At 73.3% G+C, this 20,052-nt stretch carries 16 protein-coding genes and 1 pseudogene; 11 read left to right on the top strand and 6 right to left on the bottom strand.

Features of this window, described 5'->3' with window-relative positions; all coding sequences use genetic code 11:
* The first annotated feature begins 6 nt into the window (after window positions 1-6).
* The gene (gene hypE, locus ACI1MP_RS00925) at window positions 7-1,101 is read left to right on the top strand and encodes a hydrogenase expression/formation protein HypE (RefSeq protein WP_404870746.1); all 1,095 of its coding nucleotides are present in this window, start codon (window positions 7-9) and stop codon (window positions 1,099-1,101) included.
* A gap of 316 nt (window positions 1,102-1,417) precedes the next feature.
* Here hypE and ACI1MP_RS00920 read toward each other — a convergent pair whose 3' ends face one another.
* Complete coding sequence (locus tag ACI1MP_RS00920; protein WP_404867374.1) at window positions 1,418-2,089, bottom strand: hypothetical protein; 672 nt, start codon at window positions 2,087-2,089, stop codon at window positions 1,418-1,420.
* A gap of 638 nt (window positions 2,090-2,727) precedes the next feature.
* On the opposite strand from ACI1MP_RS00920, the gene ACI1MP_RS00915 reads away from it, so the two are divergent.
* Together ACI1MP_RS00915 and pcaB are read left to right on the top strand one after the other, a co-directional pair.
* On the top strand, window positions 2,728-4,632 hold the full coding sequence (locus ACI1MP_RS00915) for an FAD/NAD(P)-binding protein (RefSeq protein ID WP_404867373.1): 1,905 nt from the start codon (window positions 2,728-2,730) through the stop codon (window positions 4,630-4,632).
* Window positions 4,629-6,041 carry a 3-carboxy-cis,cis-muconate cycloisomerase gene (pcaB, locus tag ACI1MP_RS00910; protein WP_404867372.1) on the top strand — a complete coding sequence of 471 codons (1,413 nt, stop codon included), beginning with the start codon at window positions 4,629-4,631 and terminating at the stop codon, window positions 6,039-6,041. The genes ACI1MP_RS00915 and pcaB overlap by 4 nt, the downstream gene beginning before the upstream one ends.
* 350 nt (window positions 6,042-6,391) lie before the next feature.
* Here the strand turns inward: pcaB and ACI1MP_RS00905 are convergent, their stop codons facing one another.
* Window positions 6,392-9,049, bottom strand: a complete 2,658-nt coding sequence (locus ACI1MP_RS00905) for a LuxR C-terminal-related transcriptional regulator (RefSeq protein ID WP_404867371.1) — start codon at window positions 9,047-9,049, stop codon at window positions 6,392-6,394.
* Between the two features lie 240 nt (window positions 9,050-9,289).
* Between ACI1MP_RS00905 and ACI1MP_RS00900 the strand changes: the two genes are divergently transcribed.
* Both ACI1MP_RS00900 and ACI1MP_RS00895 read left to right on the top strand, forming a co-directional pair.
* Window positions 9,290-11,437: a M4 family metallopeptidase gene (locus ACI1MP_RS00900; RefSeq protein ID WP_404867370.1), complete on the top strand. Its 2,148-nt coding sequence runs from the start codon at window positions 9,290-9,292 to the stop codon at window positions 11,435-11,437.
* Window positions 11,438-11,821: 384 nt separating this feature from the next.
* On the top strand, window positions 11,822-12,811 hold the full coding sequence (locus tag ACI1MP_RS00895) for an intradiol ring-cleavage dioxygenase (RefSeq protein ID WP_404867369.1): 990 nt from the start codon (window positions 11,822-11,824) through the stop codon (window positions 12,809-12,811).
* A 393-nt stretch (window positions 12,812-13,204) separates the two neighbouring features.
* Here the strand turns inward: ACI1MP_RS00895 and ACI1MP_RS00890 are convergent.
* Window positions 13,205-13,339, bottom strand: a pseudogene (locus tag ACI1MP_RS00890) (IS5/IS1182 family transposase); the annotation flags it as partial.
* 279 nt (window positions 13,340-13,618) lie between these two features.
* Here ACI1MP_RS00890 and ACI1MP_RS00885 point away from each other — a divergent pair.
* Complete coding sequence (locus tag ACI1MP_RS00885; RefSeq protein WP_380330742.1) at window positions 13,619-14,599, top strand: SDR family NAD(P)-dependent oxidoreductase; 981 nt, start codon at window positions 13,619-13,621, stop codon at window positions 14,597-14,599.
* Between the two features lie 312 nt (window positions 14,600-14,911).
* On the opposite strand, the gene ACI1MP_RS00880 is transcribed toward ACI1MP_RS00885, so the two are convergent.
* Both ACI1MP_RS00880 and ACI1MP_RS00875 read right to left on the bottom strand, forming a co-directional pair.
* Entirely contained in the window at window positions 14,912-15,160 is a 249-nt protein-coding gene (locus ACI1MP_RS00880; protein WP_189272943.1) for a hypothetical protein, read from the bottom strand.
* The gene (locus ACI1MP_RS00875; RefSeq protein ID WP_189272942.1) at window positions 15,135-15,821 is read right to left on the bottom strand and encodes a type III effector protein; all 687 of its coding nucleotides are present in this window, start codon (window positions 15,819-15,821) and stop codon (window positions 15,135-15,137) included. Before ACI1MP_RS00875 ends, ACI1MP_RS00880 begins: the two co-directional genes overlap by 26 nt.
* A 109-nt stretch (window positions 15,822-15,930) precedes the next feature.
* Here ACI1MP_RS00875 and ACI1MP_RS00870 point away from each other — a divergent pair, with 109 nt between their 5' ends.
* The 4 genes from ACI1MP_RS00870 (at window position 15,931) to ACI1MP_RS00855 (ending at window position 17,611) form a co-directional block, all read left to right on the top strand.
* The gene (locus ACI1MP_RS00870) at window positions 15,931-16,365 is read left to right on the top strand and encodes an Hsp20/alpha crystallin family protein (protein ID WP_404867368.1); all 435 of its coding nucleotides are present in this window, start codon (window positions 15,931-15,933) and stop codon (window positions 16,363-16,365) included.
* A gap of 135 nt (window positions 16,366-16,500) precedes the next feature.
* Complete coding sequence (locus ACI1MP_RS00865) at window positions 16,501-16,794, top strand: STAS domain-containing protein (RefSeq protein WP_404867367.1); 294 nt, start codon at window positions 16,501-16,503, stop codon at window positions 16,792-16,794.
* 45 nt (window positions 16,795-16,839) lie between these two features.
* Window positions 16,840-17,244, top strand: a complete 405-nt coding sequence (locus ACI1MP_RS00860) for a DUF2267 domain-containing protein (RefSeq protein ID WP_380330731.1) — start codon at window positions 16,840-16,842, stop codon at window positions 17,242-17,244.
* A gap of 64 nt (window positions 17,245-17,308) precedes the next feature.
* A complete protein-coding gene (locus tag ACI1MP_RS00855) occupies window positions 17,309-17,611 on the top strand; it encodes a DUF2267 domain-containing protein (RefSeq protein WP_404867366.1) in 303 nt (100 codons plus the stop codon).
* Here the strand turns inward: ACI1MP_RS00855 and ACI1MP_RS00850 are convergent.
* Complete coding sequence (locus ACI1MP_RS00850; RefSeq protein WP_404867365.1) at window positions 17,569-18,435, bottom strand: hypothetical protein; 867 nt, start codon at window positions 18,433-18,435, stop codon at window positions 17,569-17,571. The two genes, ACI1MP_RS00855 and ACI1MP_RS00850, sit on opposite strands and share 43 nt — an antisense overlap.
* A gap of 383 nt (window positions 18,436-18,818) precedes the next feature.
* On the opposite strand from ACI1MP_RS00850, the gene ACI1MP_RS00845 reads away from it, so the two are divergent.
* Window positions 18,819-20,051, top strand: a complete 1,233-nt coding sequence (locus tag ACI1MP_RS00845) for a 2-isopropylmalate synthase (RefSeq protein ID WP_404870745.1) — start codon at window positions 18,819-18,821, stop codon at window positions 20,049-20,051.
* Window position 20,052: the final 1 nt, after the last annotated feature.

The following is a 20,052-nucleotide window of genomic DNA, read 5'->3' as shown; positions in this document are numbered from 1 at the left end:
ATCGAGATCCTCACCGCGCGGCCGGCGACCGAGCCCGACGGGCCGCCCTCGGCGCCCGACTTCTCCGGGTGGTCCTGCCCGCTGCCACTGCGCGACCACCCCCGGGTGGTGATGGGGCACGGCGGCGGCGGGGCGATGTCCGCCGAGCTGGTGGCCAACTTGTTCGCCCCCGCGTTCGGCGGCCCTGCCCTCGCCGGCCTCGGCGACTCCGCCGTACTGGAACTCGGCGGCGCGCGGCTCGCCTTCTCCACCGACTCCTACGTGGTGCGGCCGCTGTTCTTCCCCGGCGGCAGCATCGGGGACCTCGCCGTCAACGGCACGGTCAACGACCTCGCGATGAGCGGTGCGCGGCCCGCCTACCTGTCCTGCGGCTTCATCCTCGAGGAGGGAGTGGAGATGGCCACCGTCGACCGGGTGGCGCGGGCCGTCGGCGCTGCCGCGCGGGCGGCCGGCGTGGAGATCGCCACCGGCGACACCAAGGTGGTCGAGGCCGGTCACGGCGACGGCATCTACCTCAACACGGCCGGCATCGGGCTGGTCCCGGCCGGCGTGGACATCAGGCCGCAGCGGGCCGCGCCCGGTGACGTGGTGATCGTCAGCGGGGAGATCGGCCTGCACGGCGTGGCCATCATGAGCGTGCGCGAGGGCCTGGAGTTCGGAGTCGAGATCGAGAGCGACTGCGCCTCGCTCGGCGGCCTGGTCGAGGCGATGCTCGCCGTCACCCCCGACCTGCACGTCCTGCGCGACCCCACCCGCGGCGGTCTCGCCGCCGCTCTCAACGAGATCGCGACGGCCGCCGGGGTCGGTGTCGTGGTCAACGAGCGGTCGGTGCCGATTCCGCCGCAGGTGGCGAACGCCTGTGCGGTACTGGGCCTCGACCCGCTGTACGTCGCCAACGAAGGCAAGCTGGTCGCCTTCGTGCCCCGCCGGACCGCCGACGCCGTGCTCGACGCGATGCGCGCGCACCCGCTCGGCGCCGGCGCGGCAGTGATCGGCGAATGCGTCCCCGACCACCCCGGCATGGTCGTCGCTCGAACCGCGTTCGGCGCCACCCGGGTGATGGACCTGCCCATCGGCGAGCAGCTACCGAGAATCTGCTGATCGCGCAGCATCGCCTGCCCGTCGGAACGAGGACGGTGTGCGGACGGGCACCGGCACGCTGGCACCGGCGCCCGGGGGAGAGCCTGCCGTGGGCCGGCATCTGCGCCGGTGCGGGTACCTACGGTGCGGCCGGGCTTCGCCGGGTGCGAGCCGGCACGGAGCGGCCCTCTGCCCACCCGCTCCATGTGACGGGCCATCAACGAATCGCGCTCGGGAGGAGACCTGGGGCGGCCGAGTGAGGAGACCGCACGGGTGAGCACCCCACCCGGGTCTCCTTGCTCGCCGCGCGCGCGTTCGCCTCCGCCATGACGGGGCGTCAGGCTTTGGGCGCGTTCGCCGTCGGCCGCGAAGGCCTGCTCGCCGTCGGCCGCGACCGACTACGAAAAGCCGTTCGCCTGATCGGGGCATGGTCGGTCGGAGCGCCGGCCCCGGGCGGTCGGGGCCGGCGTTCGGTGGGTTCCGGTCGGACGCGCGGGGCGTTCAGAGGCGGGTGACGAGTTCCGGCATCAGGTCGTTGAAGGTGCGGCCGTGGGACGGCGCGCCGATGGAGTTGGGCGGGCGTGGCGCCGGGTTCGGCGAAGACCACTTCGGTGCCGGGGGTGACGACCCCCGAGACGGGGCGGCCGCCCAGTTCGAGGGCGACCTGGAGGAGTTCGGTGTCGCGGTCGCTGAGCAGTTCCGCGTCGGAGGAGTCCTTGACCATGCGGGCGAGTTCCTCCTCGGTGAAGACGGACGCGACCTCGTCCTTGGGCTCCACGCGCAGCATGCGCAGGACGCGGTTGGCGAAGGCGTTGACGGCGTCACGCCGACGGGGCGAGGGCCCGGCCCCGGTGGTCCCGGGCGCGCAGAGTGTCCACGTGGTCGCCGGGTGCCCGCTTCCACGACGGGCCGGGAGCCGGCGAAACGGGTGCCGGGCCGCAAGCGGGCCCTGGCCGTCGACGTGCTGGGCCCGGTCATCGCCGTCCTCGTCCCGGCTGCGAACGCGCACGACAACGCTGCCGGCGTCGCCCTGTTGGACCAGGTCGCCGAGTACGCCGGCGGCAGCGTCCGAAAGGCCTTCGCCGGGGAAGCCGTCACCGGCCCGGCCTGCGGCACCTCGATCCGCAGTTCCTCCGTGCCTCGGCCGTCTCTCGTGGGTACGGCGGTACAGCGCCCGCCGCGTCGCCGCTTCCACCGGTCGCCTGCAAACGACCTCAGTATCGTCCGGGCAGGTCAAATGCCCTTTCGGGTCAGGAAGTTCACGAGACCGTTGACTCCGTCGCCGATCGCCGGGAAGGATACCGATCATCCAGGCGGACACGGCCGGAAGTGCTCTCTCTCCACCCAGACCTTGCAAGGTCTCCGCAGCAGATACACAAGGACAGGAGGGAGCTTCGTGGGGAACGTCCGCACGGCTCCGACGGAGCCGGACGTCCGGCCGAGCCGGTCGGTGCTTCTCGGATCGCATCGCATCGGCCCCGCCGACGGGACGCTCGTCACCGGGTGGAAGCTCCCGCAGGACGAGGTCTGCCCGGTCACCCGCCGACAGCGTCCGAGCGGGACGCGGGCCCGGGCCAGGGGCGCCCACCGCACCGGCCTCGGAGTGGGCGGCGCCGTTCGGCCGGGCCGGGCACGGTGACGCCGGTCATGACGGAGACCCGCATGCGAGTCGCCCTGATAGGCGCGGGCCCCCGCGGTCTGTCCGTACTGGAACGGCTCTGTGCCAACGAGCGGGCCAATCCCTCCCCGCGTCCCCTGACCGTGCACCTGATCGACCCCGACCCGCCCGGGGCGGGCGGGGTCTGGCGCACCGACCAGTCGCGGCACCTGTTGATGAACACCGTGGCGTCCCAGGTCAGCGTGTTCACCGACGACAGCGTACGGATCGACGGCCCGGTGGAGCCCGGGCCGAGCCTGTACGAGTGGGCCCGTTCGCCGTACGGGGCCGAGGCCGACGTGCTTGCCGAGGCAGCCGCGCTGGGCCCCGACTCCTACCCCACCCGCGCTTTCTACGGTGCGTACCTGCGGGCCGTGTTCCAGCGCCTGGTCGAGCGGGCGCCGCGGCATGTCACGGTCCGGGTGCACCGCTCCCGGGCCGTCGCCCTCACCGGAGAGGTGTCTCAGCAGGTCCGGCTGGCGGACGGCAGCACGGTCGACGCACTGGACGCCGTGGTGCTGGCCACGGGGCACGGACCGGCCGTACTGGGCCGGGAGGAACAGCAACTCGCCGACACGGCAGCGGCATTGGGGCTCCGCTATCTGTCACCGGGCAATCCGGCCGACGCCGACCTGAGTGCCATCCGGCCGGGAGAACACGTTCTGGTGCGCGGTCTCGGGCTGAACTTCTTCGACCACCTGGCGCTACTGACCGAGGGCCGCGGCGGCACCTTCACCCACGAGGGCGGTCGACTGGTCTACCGCGCCTCCGGCAAGGAGCCTGCGCTGTACGCGAGTTCACGGCGCGGTGTGCCGTACCAGGCGCGTGGCGAGAACCAGAAGGGCGCCTACGGGCGGTACGTCCCGAGACTGCTCTCGGCCGAGTTCGTCGGCGCCCTTCGCCGGCCGGGTACCCCGCTCGACTTCCGTCGCGACCTGTGGCCGCTGATCGCCCGTGAGGTCGAGAGCGTGTACTACGGCGCGCTGCTGGACGTCCGCGACCGCCCGGCCGACCGGGAGCCGTTCACCGAGCTCTACCTGGCTGCCGAACGGCCGGAGCAGCGGGCCGAAGTCCTGCACGCGTACGGCATCGACCGGGCGGACCACTGGGACTGGGAGCGCCTGGCCCAACCGTGCGCGGGCCGGGAGTTCGGCGACCGGGCGGAGTTCCGGTCCTGGCTGCTGGAGTACCTGTCACGGGACCTGCGGGAGGCCCGGTCCGGTAACGTCCGGGGCCCGCTGAAGGCCGCGTTGGACGTCCTGCGCGACCTGCGCAACGAGATCCGGCTCGCGGTGGACCACGGCGGCCTGGTCGGCGACTCGCACCGCGAGGACCTGGAGCGCTGGTACACCCCGCTCAACGCCTTCCTGTCGATCGGCCCGCCGGCCGCCCGGATCGAGCAGATGATCGCGCTGATCGAGGCGGGCGTACTCGAACTCACCGGTCCCGGAACCACGGTGAGCGTCGACGCCGACCGCCGGGCCTTCCTCGCCCGTTCCGGCCGGGTGCCGGGGCCGCCGGTCCTGGCCACGGTGCTGATCGAGGCCAGGCTCCCCGAAACCGACCTGCGCCGGACCGCCGACCCGCTGCTACGGCACCTGCTGGACAGCGGCCGGATCGCCCCCTACCGGACGCCGGACGTCGGCGGCCACGAGACCGGGGGACTGCACGTGACCGCCCGCCCGTACCGGGTGGTCGACGCCGAAGGGAGGGCGCACCCGCGCCGGTTCGCCTACGGGGTTCCCACCGAGGGCGTGCACTGGGTCACGGCGGCCGGCATCCGTCCCGGGGTGGACTCCGTGACCCTGGGCGACTCGGACGCGATCGCACGCGCCATACTTTCGCTCTCGCCCGCGGAGCGGCGGGAAGCAGTCAGGACAGGAGCCGACGCATGACACCCGAAACCGTGCCACCCGACGCGGAGGCGGACACCGGTCTGCTCTCGCCGGTCCGGGCCGGCACCCCGATCGAAGGCGCGGTCGGCGACCGGGCCTGGCTCCAGGCGATGCTGGACGCCGAAGCGGCGCTGGCGCGGACACAGGCCGGACTCGGAGTGGTACCGGGATCGGCGGCCGAGGCGATCACCGCCCTCGCCCGGGTCGAGAACTTCGACGTACGGGCGCTCGCACTGGCCTCCCGGGAGACCGCCAACCCCGTGGTCGGCCTGGTCCGGGCCCTGACCGAGTCGGTGGCGGCCCGGTACCCCGAGGCGGCGGAGTACGTCCACTCCGGCTCGACCAGCCAGGACATCCTGGACACCGGGGCGATGCTGGTCGCGGCCCGCGCCCTGCGGATCATCCGGGCGGACCTGGACCGGGTGGCCGAAGCGCTCGCCGCGCTGGCCGAGGCCCACCGGTCCACCCCGATGGCGGGGCGCACCCTCGCCCTCCAGGCCGTGCCGACCACCTTCGGCCTGAAAGCCGCCGGATGGCGGCAGTTGGTGCTGGACGCCGACCACCGGCTGGCGCTGGTCGAGCGGACCGGCCTGCCGGTCTCGTTGGGCGGCGCGGCCGGCACACTGGCCGGATACCTGGAGAACGCCCGCGCCGCCGACCCCGCCACCGACGACGACCCGGCCAGCTACCTCGACCGCCTGGTCGACGCCTTCGCCGCCGAGACCGGGCTGGCCCGGCCGGTCCTGCCCTGGCACGCGCTGCGGACCCCCATCGCCGACCTGGCCGCCGCGCTCGCGTTCACGGCCGGGGCACTCGGGAAGATGGCGGTCGACGTGCAGGTCCTGACGCGGACCGAGATCGGCGAGGTCGGAGAGCGGCCGGTGGCCGGCCGTGGAGCCTCCTCCGCCATGCCGCACAAGCAGAACCCGGTGCACTCCACCCTGATCCGCAGTGCCGCACTCCAGGTCCCGGCCATCGCCACCGGTCTGACGCAGTGCCTGATCACCGAGGACGAACGCTCCGGCGGCGTCTGGCACGCCGAGTGGCAGTTGCTGCGAGAGGCACTCCGGCTGACCGGCGGCGCCGCGCACACCGCGGTGGAACTCGCCGAGGGTCTGCAGGTACGGCCCGAACGGATGGCGGCCAATCTGGCGCTGACCGGCAGTCAGATCGTCTCCGAACGCGTCTCCGCCGTCCTCGCCCCCATGCTCGGCCGGGCGGCCGCCCGATCCCTGTCCTCCCGGGCCGCGGCGACCGCCGCAGCCACGGGCCGGGAACTCGCCGAGGTACTCGCCGAACTTCCCGAACTGAAGGACGTGTTCACTCCGGAGGCACTGGCAGCGCTGTGCCGCCCCGAGGACTACCTCGGAGTCGCGGAGCCACTGGTCGACCGGGCCCTGCGGCTCTGACCCCGGTGGGCTCGCTGTGTGGCCGGTGCGGGCCCCTCGGCATCGCGCCACACCGTGCACCCGGCCGTTCAGGCCCCCGTGGCTCCACCACCGGCGGGCCACTGCCCAGCCTCCAGGACCGTCCCGCCGGTGCCGACGGGACGGCTGTCGCCCCGTCCGCTCGCCGTGCTCCTCACCGCTGCTTTCGGCCCCGTGTTCCGTCAGGGGAGGCCCTCCGAGCAGTGGATGCGCAGGTCGGTGCCCGCGCTCCCGCGAGAGGACGAGGCCATGGACGCGGAGCGCCTTCACCTCGTCGAACGCACCGGCCCGCGCCTGCCGCGTCCAGCGATCACTGATGCGGTGTCGGCCGCCTATTCGAGTGCCGGGGTGATGGCGTGGGCGAGTTGGACGCGTGAGTGGACGTTGAGTTTGCGGTAGACGCGGGTGAGGGTGGCTTCGACGGTTTTGACGCTGACGGTCAGAGTGGCGGCGATGTCGCGGTTGCTGGCGCCGGCGGCGGCGAGGCGGGCGCAGCGTTCTTCGGCGCCGGTGAGGCGGGCGCCGGCGTCCGTGGAGCTGGGTCTCAGGCGGTGGAGGGCGTGGGTGGCGGCGTCGGCCCAGGGGTGGGCTCCGTAGGCGGTGAACAGGTCGGCGGCCTTCTGCGCGGCCGTGCGGGCGCTGGCGCGGCGGCGGGCGCGGCGTTCGGTGTGGCTGAGGGCCAGGAGGGTGCGGCCGCGTTCGAGGGGGAGGTCGCGGAGGCGGTCGGCGGTGGTGGTGAGGCGTTGGGCGGCGGTGTCGTAGTCGCCGCGGGCGGCGTCCAGCAGGGCCCGCGCGCGGTCGAGGGCGGGCAGGACGGAGGTCCGGCCGAGGTCGGTGGCGGTGCGGTGGGTGTCGGTGAGCAGGTCTTCGGCCTCGGCCGGGCGGCCGACGGCGAGGAGGGCCTCGGCCAGGTCGGCGTGCCAGCGCAGGATGGACGGGTCGCGGACCTGCTGCTGCTCCTCCAGGGCGCGGACTTCTTCCAGCGGTTCCAGGGCTTCCTTCGGGCGGTCGGCGGCGAGCAGGAGGTGTCCGAGGGCGTGGAGGTTGCGTGAGAGGAAGACCTTGTAGTCCTCGTGCCGGGAGGCGTCGATGCCGCGGCGGGCGTGGGCGAGGGCGGTGTCGGTGCGGAAGGCGGTTCCCTCGACGAGGGCGGAGGTGTAGCAGGCCGGGCCGGGGGACAGGCCGGCGTTGTCGGACAGGGCCTGGGCCCGGCGGGCGTAGTCGAGGGCCTTGGCGCAGCGTCCGGTGCGCAGTTCGGCCTCGGCGAGGCTGCGCAGGAGGTCCACGGTGGCCTCGGTGTCCCCGGTCCGCTGGGCCTGGACGAGCAGGGGCAGCAGGGCGGCGCGGGCCCGGTCGGGGTGGTCGTCGAAGAGCGCGTGACGAGCGGCGAGGTGTTCGGGGGTGGCGTTGACGGGGACCGGTGCGGTGCGTGGCAAGGACAGGGCGCGCTCCAGTGTGGCTTCGGCTCCGGGGTGGCCGAGGATGCGCTGGATGCGGGCCTGCATGGCCAGGGCCAGGGCGGCGGTGGTGGTGTCGTCGGCTGCGTGGGCGAGATCGGCGGCGTGGGAGGCCAGGATGGCGGCCTGTTCGGGGGATCCTTCGTTGACGTTGGCCCAGAGGGCTTGGCGGAGCAGGATTTGTGCGGTCAGGTCCGGTCGGCCGGCTGTTTCGTGGATCGCGGCGGCGAACAGTTCGTCCGCGCTGTGCAGGTGCTGGCCGCTGGCGTCGAGCAGGGCCAGCAGGGCGCCGACGCGTTGGGCGGGGCTGGTGTCGTGTTCGAGGATGAGGCGGGTGGCGGCCCGGGCGCGGGGGAGGTCGCCGCAGTGCGAGGCGTCTCGCACCGCGGTCAGGGCCCGGTCGGTGAGCAGGCCGGTGTCCTCGTGCGGGGTGCGTTGGGCGGCGAGAAGGGAGAGTTCGGCGGCCAGCGGGTGTTCGCCGCGCAGTCGGGCGTGGCCGGCGGCGCGGGCGGCGGCGCGCGCGGTGTGCCGGGCGGTGCGGGGGTCGGCGGTGTCGGCGGCCAAAGTGGTGTGGCGGTCGCGGCGGGCGGGGTCGTAGCTCGCCTGCGCCAGGTGGGCGTGCAGGAGGCGACGTGCGGTGTCGGTGAGCCGGGCGGTGAGTTCCGCGCCGATCGCGGAGGCGGTGAAGCGCAGCCGCCCGTCGCCGTGTCCCGGGTCGATCAGCGCAGCCGCCTCGGCCTGGGCCAGGAGGTGATCGGCGGCCGGACCGGCGAGGCGCACCAGCAGCTCGCGCTCGGGGCGGTCGTCGAGCGCGGCGAGCGTCAGCAGTTCCCGCACGTCGTCCGACACGGTCGCGAGCCATTCTCCGAGCAGTCGGCGGGCCGCCGGGGGCAGAGGCGGATCGTCCTGGCCCTGGCACTCGCCGGCCTCGGCGAGTGCCAGGGCCAGAGCCGGGTTGCCGCCGCTGCGGGAGTGGAGCCGGGCGACCGTGCGCGGATCGGGCCGGTGGGGGGAGAGGAGGGAGGCGACCTGACCGGGCGTCAGGGGCGGGACACGCACCGGGTACGCATCCTCGCCGCTCCAGTGGCCGCCGGCCTCCGGCCGCCAGGTGCGCTCGGTGACGATCACGGGTAGCTCCGGGGCCTGCCGCAGGGCCCAGCCCAGCACAGGGGCGCTGGCCTCGTCCAGCCACTGGGTGTTGTCCACCACCAGGGTCATGGGCGGCGCCTCCTGCAACACGGTGGCGGTCAGTCGGCGCAGCCGCAGGGAGGACCCGGCGTGATCGACGCCCGCGGCCTCGTCCAGGGCCGCCGCGAACTCCCGAGCGGTCGGCAGCGGCTGCAGGGCCAGGGCGAGTTCGAGCAGCCCGGTGTAGGGGATCGGGGCGTCCTGCGGGCCCGGGGCCAGCCGCAGCACGGGCAGGCCCCGCCGGCGCGCCAGCGCGCCGGCGGCGGTGGTCTTGCCGATGCCGGGCGGCCCGAACAGCACGGCCCGGCGGATGCCGCGCGCCTCGTCCGGCAGCACCGGCAGCACGGCGCCATACGTTTCCTGAAGCCCAGTGAACCATGTTGCGGAGTCTTGCATCGGGCCATCGTGCGGCCGTGATGCCCCCGCGGTCCAGGGCAAGGGGTTCCCCTGATTTCGGCCGCCCTCAGCCTTCCCTAGCCTCGTCGCCACAGCCGAGCTGCTCCCCGGCCGCCGGACGCCCCCGCCCCTCAGACGACGTCCTGCTGCCCTCTTCCCCCTCGATCCCAGCTCGGCGGGAGGAATGTGATGTCCCGTAACACCCTGGCGGCCGCGGTTGCGGCTGCCCTCGCCCTGGGCACCGTGACCGTGGTGGCCACCCAGTCCACCGCGGCCGCCGACAGCTCCTCCGCCCGGCCCGGCGCGGGGTTCCGGGCGGTGAGCGCCGACGCCCGCGCCGAGGCGCTGCGCACCGCCGACCGGGAGGCCGCCGCCGTGGCGAAGTCGCTCGGCTTCGGCGCGGACGAGCGGCTGGTCGCCAAGGACGTGCTCCTGGACACCGACGGCGCCCGGCACGTGCGCTACGACCGCACCTACCGCGGCCTGCCCGTCATCGGCGGCGACCTGGTCGTCCACTACGGCAAGAACGGCAAGGCCACCGGCTCCGACCAGGCCCACCAGGGCGCGATCAAGGTCGCGGGCACCACGCCGAAGCTCAGCGCCTCCGACGCCTCGGCCGCAGCCGTCAAGCACGCCAAGCACGTCAAGAACGCCAGGACCGACACCGCGGACGGCAGCACCCTGGTGGTGTACGCGGTCGGCAAGATCCCCGTCCTGGCCTACCGCTCCACCGTCACCGGCGACGGCGAGACCGGCCCCGCCTCGAAGGAGGCGGTGATCGTCGACGCCGCCAGCGGCACCCCGCTGGACCAGTACGAGCTGCACCAGGGCGTCACCGGCACCGGCAACGGCGTCACCGCCGGCCAGGTCTCCATCGAGACCACCCAGTCCGGCAGCGGCTACACCCTCACCGACGCCTCGCACGGCGGCACCATCGTCTACGACTCCTACAACAGCCCGCAGTCCAACCCGAAGCAGAACGCCCGCGTCTTCTCCAAGACCACCAACACCTGGGGCAACGGCTCCACCTCCAGCCGCGAGAGCGCCGCCGTCGACGCCTCCTACGGCCTCGCGAAGACCTGGGACTTCTACAAGGACACCTTCAACCGCTCCGGGATCCGCAACGACGGCCGCGGCGCCCCCGCCTACGTCCACGTCGACAGCGGCCTGCTGAACGCCTTCTACGACGACTCCTGCTTCTGCATGTCCTTCGGCGACGGCTCCTCGCAGAACGGCAACACCCCCGTCACCGCCCTCGACGTCGCCGGCCACGAGATGAGCCACGGCGTCACCGCCGCCACCGCCAACCTCACCTACTCCGGCGAGTCCGGCGGCCTCAACGAGGCCACCAGCGACATCTTCGGCACCATGGTCGAGTTCTACGCCAACAACGCCGGCGACCCCGGCGACTACTACATCGGCGAGAAGCTCAACATGTCCGCCGGCTCCCTGCGCCGGATGGACAACCCCGCCTCCGACGGCAACAGCCTCGGCTGCTGGACCTCCGGCGCCTCATCGGTGGACGTCCACTACTCCTCCGGCATCGGCAACCACTTCTTCTACCTGGCGGCCGAGGGCACCGGCGCCAAGACCATCGGCGGACGCGCGCACAACGGCACCACCTGCAACAACGACACCTTCAGTGGCATAGGCCGCGACAAGGCCGCCGCCGTCTGGTACCGCGCGCTGACCACCTACATGACCTCCACCACCAACTACGCCTCGGCGCGCACCGCCACCCTGAACGCCGCCGCCGACCTGTACGGCACCAACTCCCAGGAGCGGTACCTGGTCTCCAAGGCGTGGGCCGCCGTCAGCGTCGGCACCGCCCTGCCCGACCCCGGCACCCCGACCCCCACCCCGACCCCCACCTCCTCTCCCACCGGCAACCCCAACCCCGGCAACGCCCTGACCAACGGCGGCTTCGAACAGGGCACCGCCGGCTGGACCCAGAGCGCCGACGACATCACCAGCTCCACCGTGCAGAGCGCGCACGGCGGCGCCTGGTACGCCGCGATGATGGGCTACGGCACCACCGCCACCGAGTCCCTCTCCCAGTCGAACATCGCCGTCCCCGCCACCGGCAGCCCCAAGCTCTCCTTCTGGCTCAAGGTCAGCACCCAGGAGTCCGGCAGTGTCGCCTACGACACTCTCAAGGTCAACGTCAACGGCACCACGCTGGCCACCTACTCCAACGCCAACGCCGGCTCCGGGTACGTTCAGAAGACCGTCGACCTGTCCGCCTACAAGGGCCAGAGCGTGAAGCTCGAGTTCGCCGGCGCCGAGGACCCCTACCTGACGACCATCTTCCTCGTCGACGACGTCGCCATCGGCTGACCGACCCTCACCCTCCTGTGGCCGGCCCCGCTGTGGGCGGCGCCGGCCACGGGACTGCCGCGCTCCCGCGGGGTAGCAACGAACGCGGCAGCCTGCGGCCGACCTGACTGGGGCGGGTCGGCCGCAGGGACCACCACAGCCCGCCCCACGGGTCCGGGTCCGCAGACCCGCACCTCCCTGCCGGACCTCCGGTCCCGGACCCACCCCCCGAACCCGCCGCCGGAACCCGGTTGCGCACCAGCGCCGGGCTCCACCACGCACCAGCAGCCGACACCCGGCCGCTGCGCGTGCTCCGGCAAGTCCCACCGGACCTGCACCGACTGGAGCCCGGCGCTCCCCTGCGGGGCGACTCACACGAAACGAACGGACGGAAAGGCAGGCGTCATGCGTACAACCGATGCTCCGCAGTACGACGAACCCGACAACGCCCTCGTCTCCCGCCTCCTCTCCCGCCGCCGCGTGCTGATCCTCAGCGGCGCCGCCGGCACAGTGGTCCTGGGCGGAGCGGGAACCGCCGCCGGCCGCAACGCCGCCAACAGCAGCACCCTCGACTCGGTGAAGGCAGCCGCCTCCGCGTCCAGTACCTGCATGTCGCTGACCACGGAGCAGATCGAAGGCCCCTACTACATCGACTACGAGCTCTTCCGAGGCAACGTCGTCGAGGACCGCACCGGCATCCCGCTCCTGCTCGTCCTGCGCGCCGTCGACAGCACCACCTGCAAGCCCGTCCGCAACTCGGCCGTCGAGATCTGGCACTGCGACGCCTCCGGCGTCTACTCCGGCTACACCCGGAACGGCAACGGCGGCGGCGGTACGGCCCCCGGCCCCATGCCCTCCGGCCCGCCGCCCACCGACGCGCCGACCCCGCCCCCCGGCGGACCCGGCGGCGCAGGCGGCGGCCACGCGACCCCGACCGACGATCTCACCTGGCTGCGCGGCATCCAGATGACCGACCACGAAGGCTTCGTCGTCTTCCGGACCGTCTTCCCCGGCTGGTACGCGGGCCGGGCCGTCCACATCCACACCAAGGTGCACACCGGCGGCTCCCGGACCTCCGACGGCTACACCGGCGGAGGCACCTGCCACACCGGGCAGTTCTACCTCTCCGAGGACTCGGTGAAGGCCGCCGCCGACAGCGCGCCCTACTCGGCGAACACCATGACGCGCACGACCCTCGACCAGGACTTCCTCTACCCGGGAACCGGCGCCCAGGGCGGCCTGCTCCAACTCCTTTACGACACCCACCACATCGAGCGCGGCGTCATCGGCTGCATCACGATGGCGGTCGACCCCGACGCCACCAACGACGGCGCAGGAGCCCCCGGCGGCCCCGACCCCGTCCCCACCGCGTCCCCCTCGCCCTCCGCCTCCTGACCGCGACCACCACGTCGTCGCGCGACAGGCACGGCGGCCCGGACACCCCACAGTGCCCGGGCCGCCGCCGCTCGCGATCGGCCCCGCGGGCCGTGACGAACCCGTCCCTCGGCAACCCCAGGCCGGCCGGCACCGCCGGCAACAGCCCGGCCGGTCGCCACGGAACTGCCAGAGCCGGCACACCGCAGACCTGCGGTCCGGCCGCGTGCAGCGTCGTGGAGCACGTCGGCACCGGCCCTCGGCCCGCGGACGCGCGTGGGGTAGCCGATCACCGACCGCCGTTCATCGCCGGGCCCGGATGAGGATCGCGGCGAGCACCACGTCCGGCCGGGTCCGCGGCCGCCCGGTCCGGCCGCGCGGTACACGGATGGCGGCGATCACCGCAGTGGACGCGGGCGCATCTCCAGCCTGACCAGCCGTCAGGAGAGCTGCGGGAGGACGGGCGTTGGAGTCGCCGGCCAGGTGGACTTTCGTGCCCAGGCCACCTCGTGAGCGTCCCAGTGCATGGTCGGGGGGCTCGTCCCAGCTCAACCCATCAAGGAGACACGCTCCAGCCCTCGCCGCAGCGACCATCACGCGCCCCTCCCGGGTCAACGACCACGCCTCACGGCTTCGCCCGCCATCGGCGCAGCTGCCAACCGGGCCGTGGTTCCGGGACCGGGTGGTGTCGGTCGACTGTCGGCGGTGACAGTGGCCTGCCGGTGGGATGTGAGCGGCCTGCGGGAGCGTGAGGGTCGGCGGGCTTGATCGACTGGGAAGGCGTGGTCCGGCTCGCCCCGAGATCACTTCGAGCACCGGGAGTCCGTCATGCCGTCCGTATCCAAGGCCCCGAAGTGGGATGTTCATCGGCTGCCCCGTGTCGAGGGCAGGAGCGTCCTGGTCACCGGCGGCAACGCGGGCATCGGGTACTTCGTCGCCGAGCAGCTCGCGGGCACCGGGGCCACGGTCGTTCTCGGCAGCCGCGACGCGGCGAAGGCCGAAGCCGCGATCGCCTCCATCGGCTCGCGCGTGCCCGGCGCCAAGGTGCGGTACGTGCCGATGGACCTGGCCGATCCCGCTTCACTGGAGGCCGCCGTCGACGCGCTCGGGCTGGACCGCCTGGACGCGGTCGTCCACAACGCGGGTGTGGCGCTCGACCACCCACCACGTCGCGAGACCAGGGCCGGCCACGAGCTGATGTTCGCCACCAACCACCTGGGCCACTTCGCCCTGACTCACCACCTGACCCCCCTGCTGGCGGCGGCCCCGGGGAGCCGGATCGTCACGACCGGCAGCTTCGCCGCCAAGTCCGAATCCCTGGACCCCGACGACCTGCAGAGCACCAACGACTACCGGCCCAAGCGCGCCTACGCACGCTCCAAGCTGGCCCAGATGCTCTTCGCCGTCGAACTCGACCGCCGCCTGCGCGCCGCCGGCAGCACGACGACGAGCGTGCTCGTTCACCCCGGCGGGGCACTCGACGCCCTCACCCCCGCGCGCCCGCCGCTCCATGCCCGCTCCACCGGCGAGCGGCTGCGCCACCTGCCGCTCGGCCTTGTCGTCCAGGGCAAGGAAGCCGCCGCGTGGCCCGCCGTACGGGCCGTGCTCGACCCGAGCGTGCGCGGCGGCCAGATGTGGAGCCCGCGCCAGTTCGGGCTGCGCGGAACGCCCAGGAGCGAACCTCTCTGGAACCACCTGACCGACCCCACGACCGCGGCCCGCCTGTGGGCGGCCAGCTGCGACCTGACCGGCATCGACCTGCTGCCCACCCCGCCGACCCGGCTCGACGGGGCAGCGGCCGACGGCTGAGTCCGGCCGTGCGATGCCTCGCCAAGCGAATGTGCGAGCGGCTGCCTCTCGAACGCGATGCCGACCGGGGTCCCGGTCGTCGACGACCGTCACGGCAGTGATGTCGTTGCGGTGGAACAGGCCGGCGATGTCCTTGAACGTGCGCGCGACGGGCGACGACCGCGTCCCGCCCCGGATCCGACAGGCTGTGACGGACATCGGGGCCGCCTGGAGCCGGTACGCCGCCGGGAGACCACCAGCACCGACCGTCCCCCCGGCGAGCCGGTGGGGCACGGGTGCCGGGTCGGACGTCTGCGGTGGCTTCCGGCCCGGTCAGGCCGGCCGGTTGTCCGCCGGTGTGGTCCGGGGGCTGCCCGGGTCGGGGGCAGGCAGCGGCCAGTCGGGGTGGGCGAGCCGGCGGCGCAGGGCGTCGAGCCGGGCGAGGTGGTGGTCGAGGGCGGCGGTGACGGTGCTCGTGGTGGCGGCCACTCGTGCTTCGAGGTCGTGGATCCGGTCCAGTAGGTCCTGCCAGCGCCTTTCGGCGGCGGGGTCAGGGTCAGGCGCGGCGTCGGTCGCTGTCATCGCGGAGCTGGGTGGTGTGGTGGGTCAGAGTGTCGAGGCGGGTGGCGAGGTCGTCCTGGCCGGTGCCGAGGTGGGGGCGGATGGCGGCGAGGGGCGCTATGAGGTCGGCGGGGTCGGTGGCGCCGAGGGCGGCGGTCAGGGCGGCCTGGGCGGGGCGGGCGCCGGGGGCGAGTGCGGTCATGGTGATCCTGGCGGCGAGGACCCGCAGTTCGGCGGCGTTGTCGCGGGCCCAGGCGGTGACCGTCCGGTCGGCGGCCCGCCGGTCGCGGACCGCTTTGACGCGTTCCGCGCCGGTGGCGGCCTGTGGCTTGCCGCCGGCGGGCTTGAGACGCAGGTAGCGGTTCTCGGCGGCCTGGCGGCTGGCGACCCCCATGGGCCGGGCGAGGTCGGCCCAGGTGGCGCCGGCCTCCCGGGCGCTCTCCACCAGGCCGGCCTCCCAGCCGGCGAGCTGGGTGCGCAGCTCGCGCAGCAGCATCAGGGCGGCCAGGGCCTGCTCGGGGCCTTCCTGCCCGTCAGGGGCGGTCGGCGGCCGGGACGCGGGGTTCTGGGCGGTGCGGACGGCGTCGTCGATGGCGGCCAGCGCCGCCGCGGCCGCCAGGAACGAGGCGGGCTCGACCGGCTGGGGAGGACCGGCGGCGGGCCTGCGGGGCTTCTGACTCATGCAGTCACTCTATAGGCGACATCCAAACTTGTCATCGGATGGATGACGCGCTACAAAGGTGTCAGGTGAAGCGCACTGGCACCCATTCGATCAGTGGAGGTGTTTCGCGATGCTGTTGCGCACTGACCCGTTCCGCGAGCTGGACCGTCTGACCCAGCAGTTCCTGGGCAGTACCGGGACCTGGTCGCGTCCGGCGCCGATGCCGCTGGACGCCTACCGGGCCGGCGACGAGTACGTGATCTGCTTCGACCTGCCGAGGGTGGACCCGGAGGCGATCGACATCGACGTCGAGCGGAACATGGTGACCGTCAAGGCCGAGCGTCGCCCGCGTCACGAGGGTGAGGACGTGAAGTGGGAGCTGTCCGAGCGTCCGCTCGGAGTGTTCTCCCGCCAGGTCATGCTCTCCGACACCCTCGACCCCGCCGGGATCACCGCCGACTACGACGCCGGTGTGCTGACTCTGAAGATCCCGGTCGCGGAGAAGGCCAAGCCCCGCAAGGTCGCGATCAGCCACAGCGGCGACCGCAAGCAGATCCAGGCCTGAACTCTTTCCCCGATGCCGTTCCGGCCGCCCCTGATCTCTCCCCCCTCGATCGAAAGGGCGGCCGGAACACCCCCGACTCCCAACGGCCGGCCGTTTCCGCCCGGACCGGCCTGCCCACAGCGACGCGGCAACGCCATGAACGGCCAGCGCAACCAACCCTTCATCGTGCGGGTGAACGGCGAGATCGACCTCGACACCGCCCCCGCGCTGCGCCGCGCCCTGGCCGCCGCGCTCGACGCGCACCGGGAGGTGGTGCTCGATCTGTCGGAGGTGACGTTCATGGACTGCGCGGGCCTGGGCGCCGTCGTCCGGGCCCGCAACCAGGCCGACCGCAGCGGCAGGCGCCTGGTCCTGCGCGGAACCAGCGGCTGCGTCGTCCGGCTGCTCGAACTCACCGGTCTGCAGCGGCGCTTGGCCGTCGAGCCCTGACCGGGGCACGGTCGCGCCGGACCTTGGAACGGAGGGAGAACCGCGGTGACTCTTCGATGGGAGGCGTTCCTGGAAGAGGTCCGGGAGCGCGGTGAGTACGACACCCAGCAGGATGCCGAGCGGGCCGCCCGGGTCGTCCTGGCCCTGCTCGGCGCCCACCTGGTCGGCGACGCGCGCGCGGAACTGGCCGCCCGCCTGCCGGAGACCATGGCCCTGATCCTGCTCAACCCCTTGCAAGCCGCCGAGCCACTCAACGCCGAGCGTTTCGTGCGCGCGACCGCGGCCTGGATCGAGGGCGCCACCGAAGCCACGGCCCCGTGGGACATCGGCGCCGTCCTGTCCACGGTGGCCGACGCCGCCGGCGACGACCTCACCGGGCGCATCCTGCTCCAGCTGCCACCCGGCTACGACCTGCTGTTCGGCCGCCCCGCCGCAGGGACGCGACCCTGACCCTGACCACCCTTCACACGCCGCCGGCCCGCCCAGCGGCCAGCCCCTGGAAGGCCCCACGGTCATGACCCGCTACCGCCACCTCCTCCAGCAGGTCCGCAACCTCGGCCGCTACCCCACCGATGAGGAAGCCGAACGCGTCCTCACCGCCGTCCTGGCCCTCCTGGGCTCCCAGCTCACCGGCGACGAACGCTGCGCTCTCGCCGCAGTCCCCTCCCGCCTGGCGCAGGCCAGTTGCCGAGAATGCGACCGGACGGCCCCGGCGGACGGCAGCCCCGTGCTCACCGCAACCAGCGGCACGGGGCGAAGTGCCTCGGTGTCGGCTCATCCGGGGTGTCCGCCGCCGATGCGCAGGTCATCGCTGTAGGACCGCTGCGACAGCCTGCGGACCGCGCCCGGCGACAGGCTGAGGCCGTAGCCGAGGGCAGCCACGGCAGGAGCGAGGAGTTCGACGGGCAGTGAGCCGTGCCGTTCGACGACCAGCCGCACGCGGCCGTCGTCGTCCCTTCCGTCGGTCTTGTGGAACGCCAGGACCGTGGTGGACATCGGGGCATGGCACGGGTAGCCGCGCCGCGCGGCGTCCTCGTCCGCATGTTCCAGGAAGGTGATGCCCGCTTCGCCGTCGAACTCGGCCTTGAGCGCATCGGCGCGCCAGTGCGCCGGCTCCTCCGGGGCGCCGGTCAGTTTCCGGGAGCGGTTGGCGGAGGTGACGTAGAGGAAGTCCTCCCCGGTGGCGGCGAGCGCCTTGGCGAGGAAGGCGTTGGAGGGGCAGGCGTATCCGGGAGCGATGACCTGGGTCGTGCGGACCCCTGCGTCGGTGTGGGTGAGGTGGTCGGGGACCTGGGCCGCCGCCGGACCACGGAAGCCGAACGGCCCGAGCACGTAGAGGGCGTCGACGAGGTCGAGAACCTGACGGCACGTCAGTCCGGAGGGGAGCCCGGACCAGTCGAAGACCGACGGGATCCGGGAGGGCGTGGTCGTGATGCTGCCCACCTGGTCGGCCGGCCGGCCCTTCATGAGGTTCACCCGGCCGACAGTTGTGCCGTCCGGGCGCGCGGTGAGGGCGTACATGTTCGCGAACCCGTGGGCCGCCACGCCGCCCGCAGCAAGGACCTCGACCGCGGCCCCGACGCCTTCCGGATCGGAGAGGGGGGCCGATCGGCCGATCGTGCTCCGGGGCGAACTGGCCACCAGGTACTCCTCTCTTCGCAGCGGAGATCGAGGCCCGACACCATTGCAGGCCGTAGGAAGCCCGGCCTTGGCCGGACATCCCGGAAAGTGATGAAGGGCGAGACGAACCGCCCTGGTCGTGATCGTGGTGCCGGCCCAGGGGTGCGGCAGGCTCGCAACGGATCTTTCCATGACGATGCGTCAGATCGCCATCACCCTTGACAGATCGGGAGGTTGCCCGTAAGAAGCCCGCGGCGGCGGGACCCACGTGCACCGGGGCTGGGGCTGGGGCTGCCGTGTCGACGTCGGCGGCCTGGATGGGGTCTACGATCCGTTCGAGTCGGTCTCGACACATCGCGGTGCGCGAGTGCCGTGCCAGGACAGGGGTTGGGGCGTTGTCGTCAGTGGACGTGGTGCGGGAGTCGGCCGGGGCCGGGCGGATCGTGTTCTTCGAGGAGTCGGCGCGGGACGGTGCGCAGGCCAAGACCCTGATGAGCGCCGACTTCCGGGTCCGGCTGGCACGGGAGCAGGGGGCGGTGTTCGGGACGGACGGGCCCCGGCACGTGGTGTTCGCGGCCGGCTTCCCCTCCGTGTGCGGGCAGGAGTTCGAAGCGACGCGCCAAGTCGCCCTGGAGGCCCAGGGTTCGGTCAGTCCGTCCGCGATCTGCCGAGGCACGGTGGCCGATGTACGGCTGGCACTCGGTGCGGTGCGGGGCGCGGTGCACGCGCGGGTCATGGTGATCGTGGCCGCTTCCGAGGCGACCGCCCGGGCCCTGGTGCACAGCGACGCCCGTCAGGCCCTGCGCCAGGGTCTGGACGTGGTGAAGGAAGCGGTGGATCTGGCGGACGGTGTGGCGGTGGACGTGTGCCTGGTGGACGCGCCCCGCGCGGACCGCGCCCTGGTGGCCGAGTATGCCGGGGCGATGACGGCCCAGGGCGCGGGGACGATCGTGCTGGCCGACACGGTCGGCGACCTGCTGCCCAGCCGGACCCGGGCCCTGTTCCAGCGGGTCGCAGCCGGCGCGGGGCCGGAGGCGGTCCTGGTCTCGCACCTGCACAACGACCTGGGTCTGGGCCTGGCCAACACCCTGGCCGCCTTGGAGAGCGGGGTACGAGTGGCGGCGTGCTCGTGGCTGGGCATGGCCGAGCGCAGCGGCATGGTTGCCACCGAGCAGCTGCTCTTCCTGCTCGCCCACGACCGGGCCAAGGCCGAACAGGTCCTGGGGCCCGGCTGCGAACCGTGGTGGACGCAGCCGGACCTGACCCGGCTTCCGACGATCGCGCGGATGGTGTCCGCCGAGACCGGAGTCCCGCTCACCGTCACCACCCCCGTCGTGGGCACCGGCGTCGCCACCATCTCCACCGGAACCCCCTTCACCCACCCGCAGACCTTCCAGCCCTACGACCCCCAGCAGCACCTCGGACTGGCTCCGAACGTGGTCCTCACCCATCTCGCCAGCCGGCGCGTGCTGTGCGCGGTCGCCGAGCGACTCGGCCACCGACTCGACCCGGCCCAGACCAGCACCGCCCTGGCCTGGGTCAAGGACCGCGCCTACCGCCAGAACCACGCCGTCATCGCCGACGCCGACTTCGCCGCCTACCTCGACGGCCTCACCGCCACCACACCCCGATCCTGAA

The sequence above is a fragment of the Kitasatospora griseola genome (assembly GCF_044999035.1).
In the GTDB taxonomy this organism is placed as follows: Bacteria; Actinomycetota; Actinomycetes; order Streptomycetales; family Streptomycetaceae; genus Kitasatospora; species Kitasatospora griseola.
The sequence above is the reverse complement of the archived record's forward strand: the minus strand, read 5'-3'. Positions and strand labels throughout refer to the sequence as shown.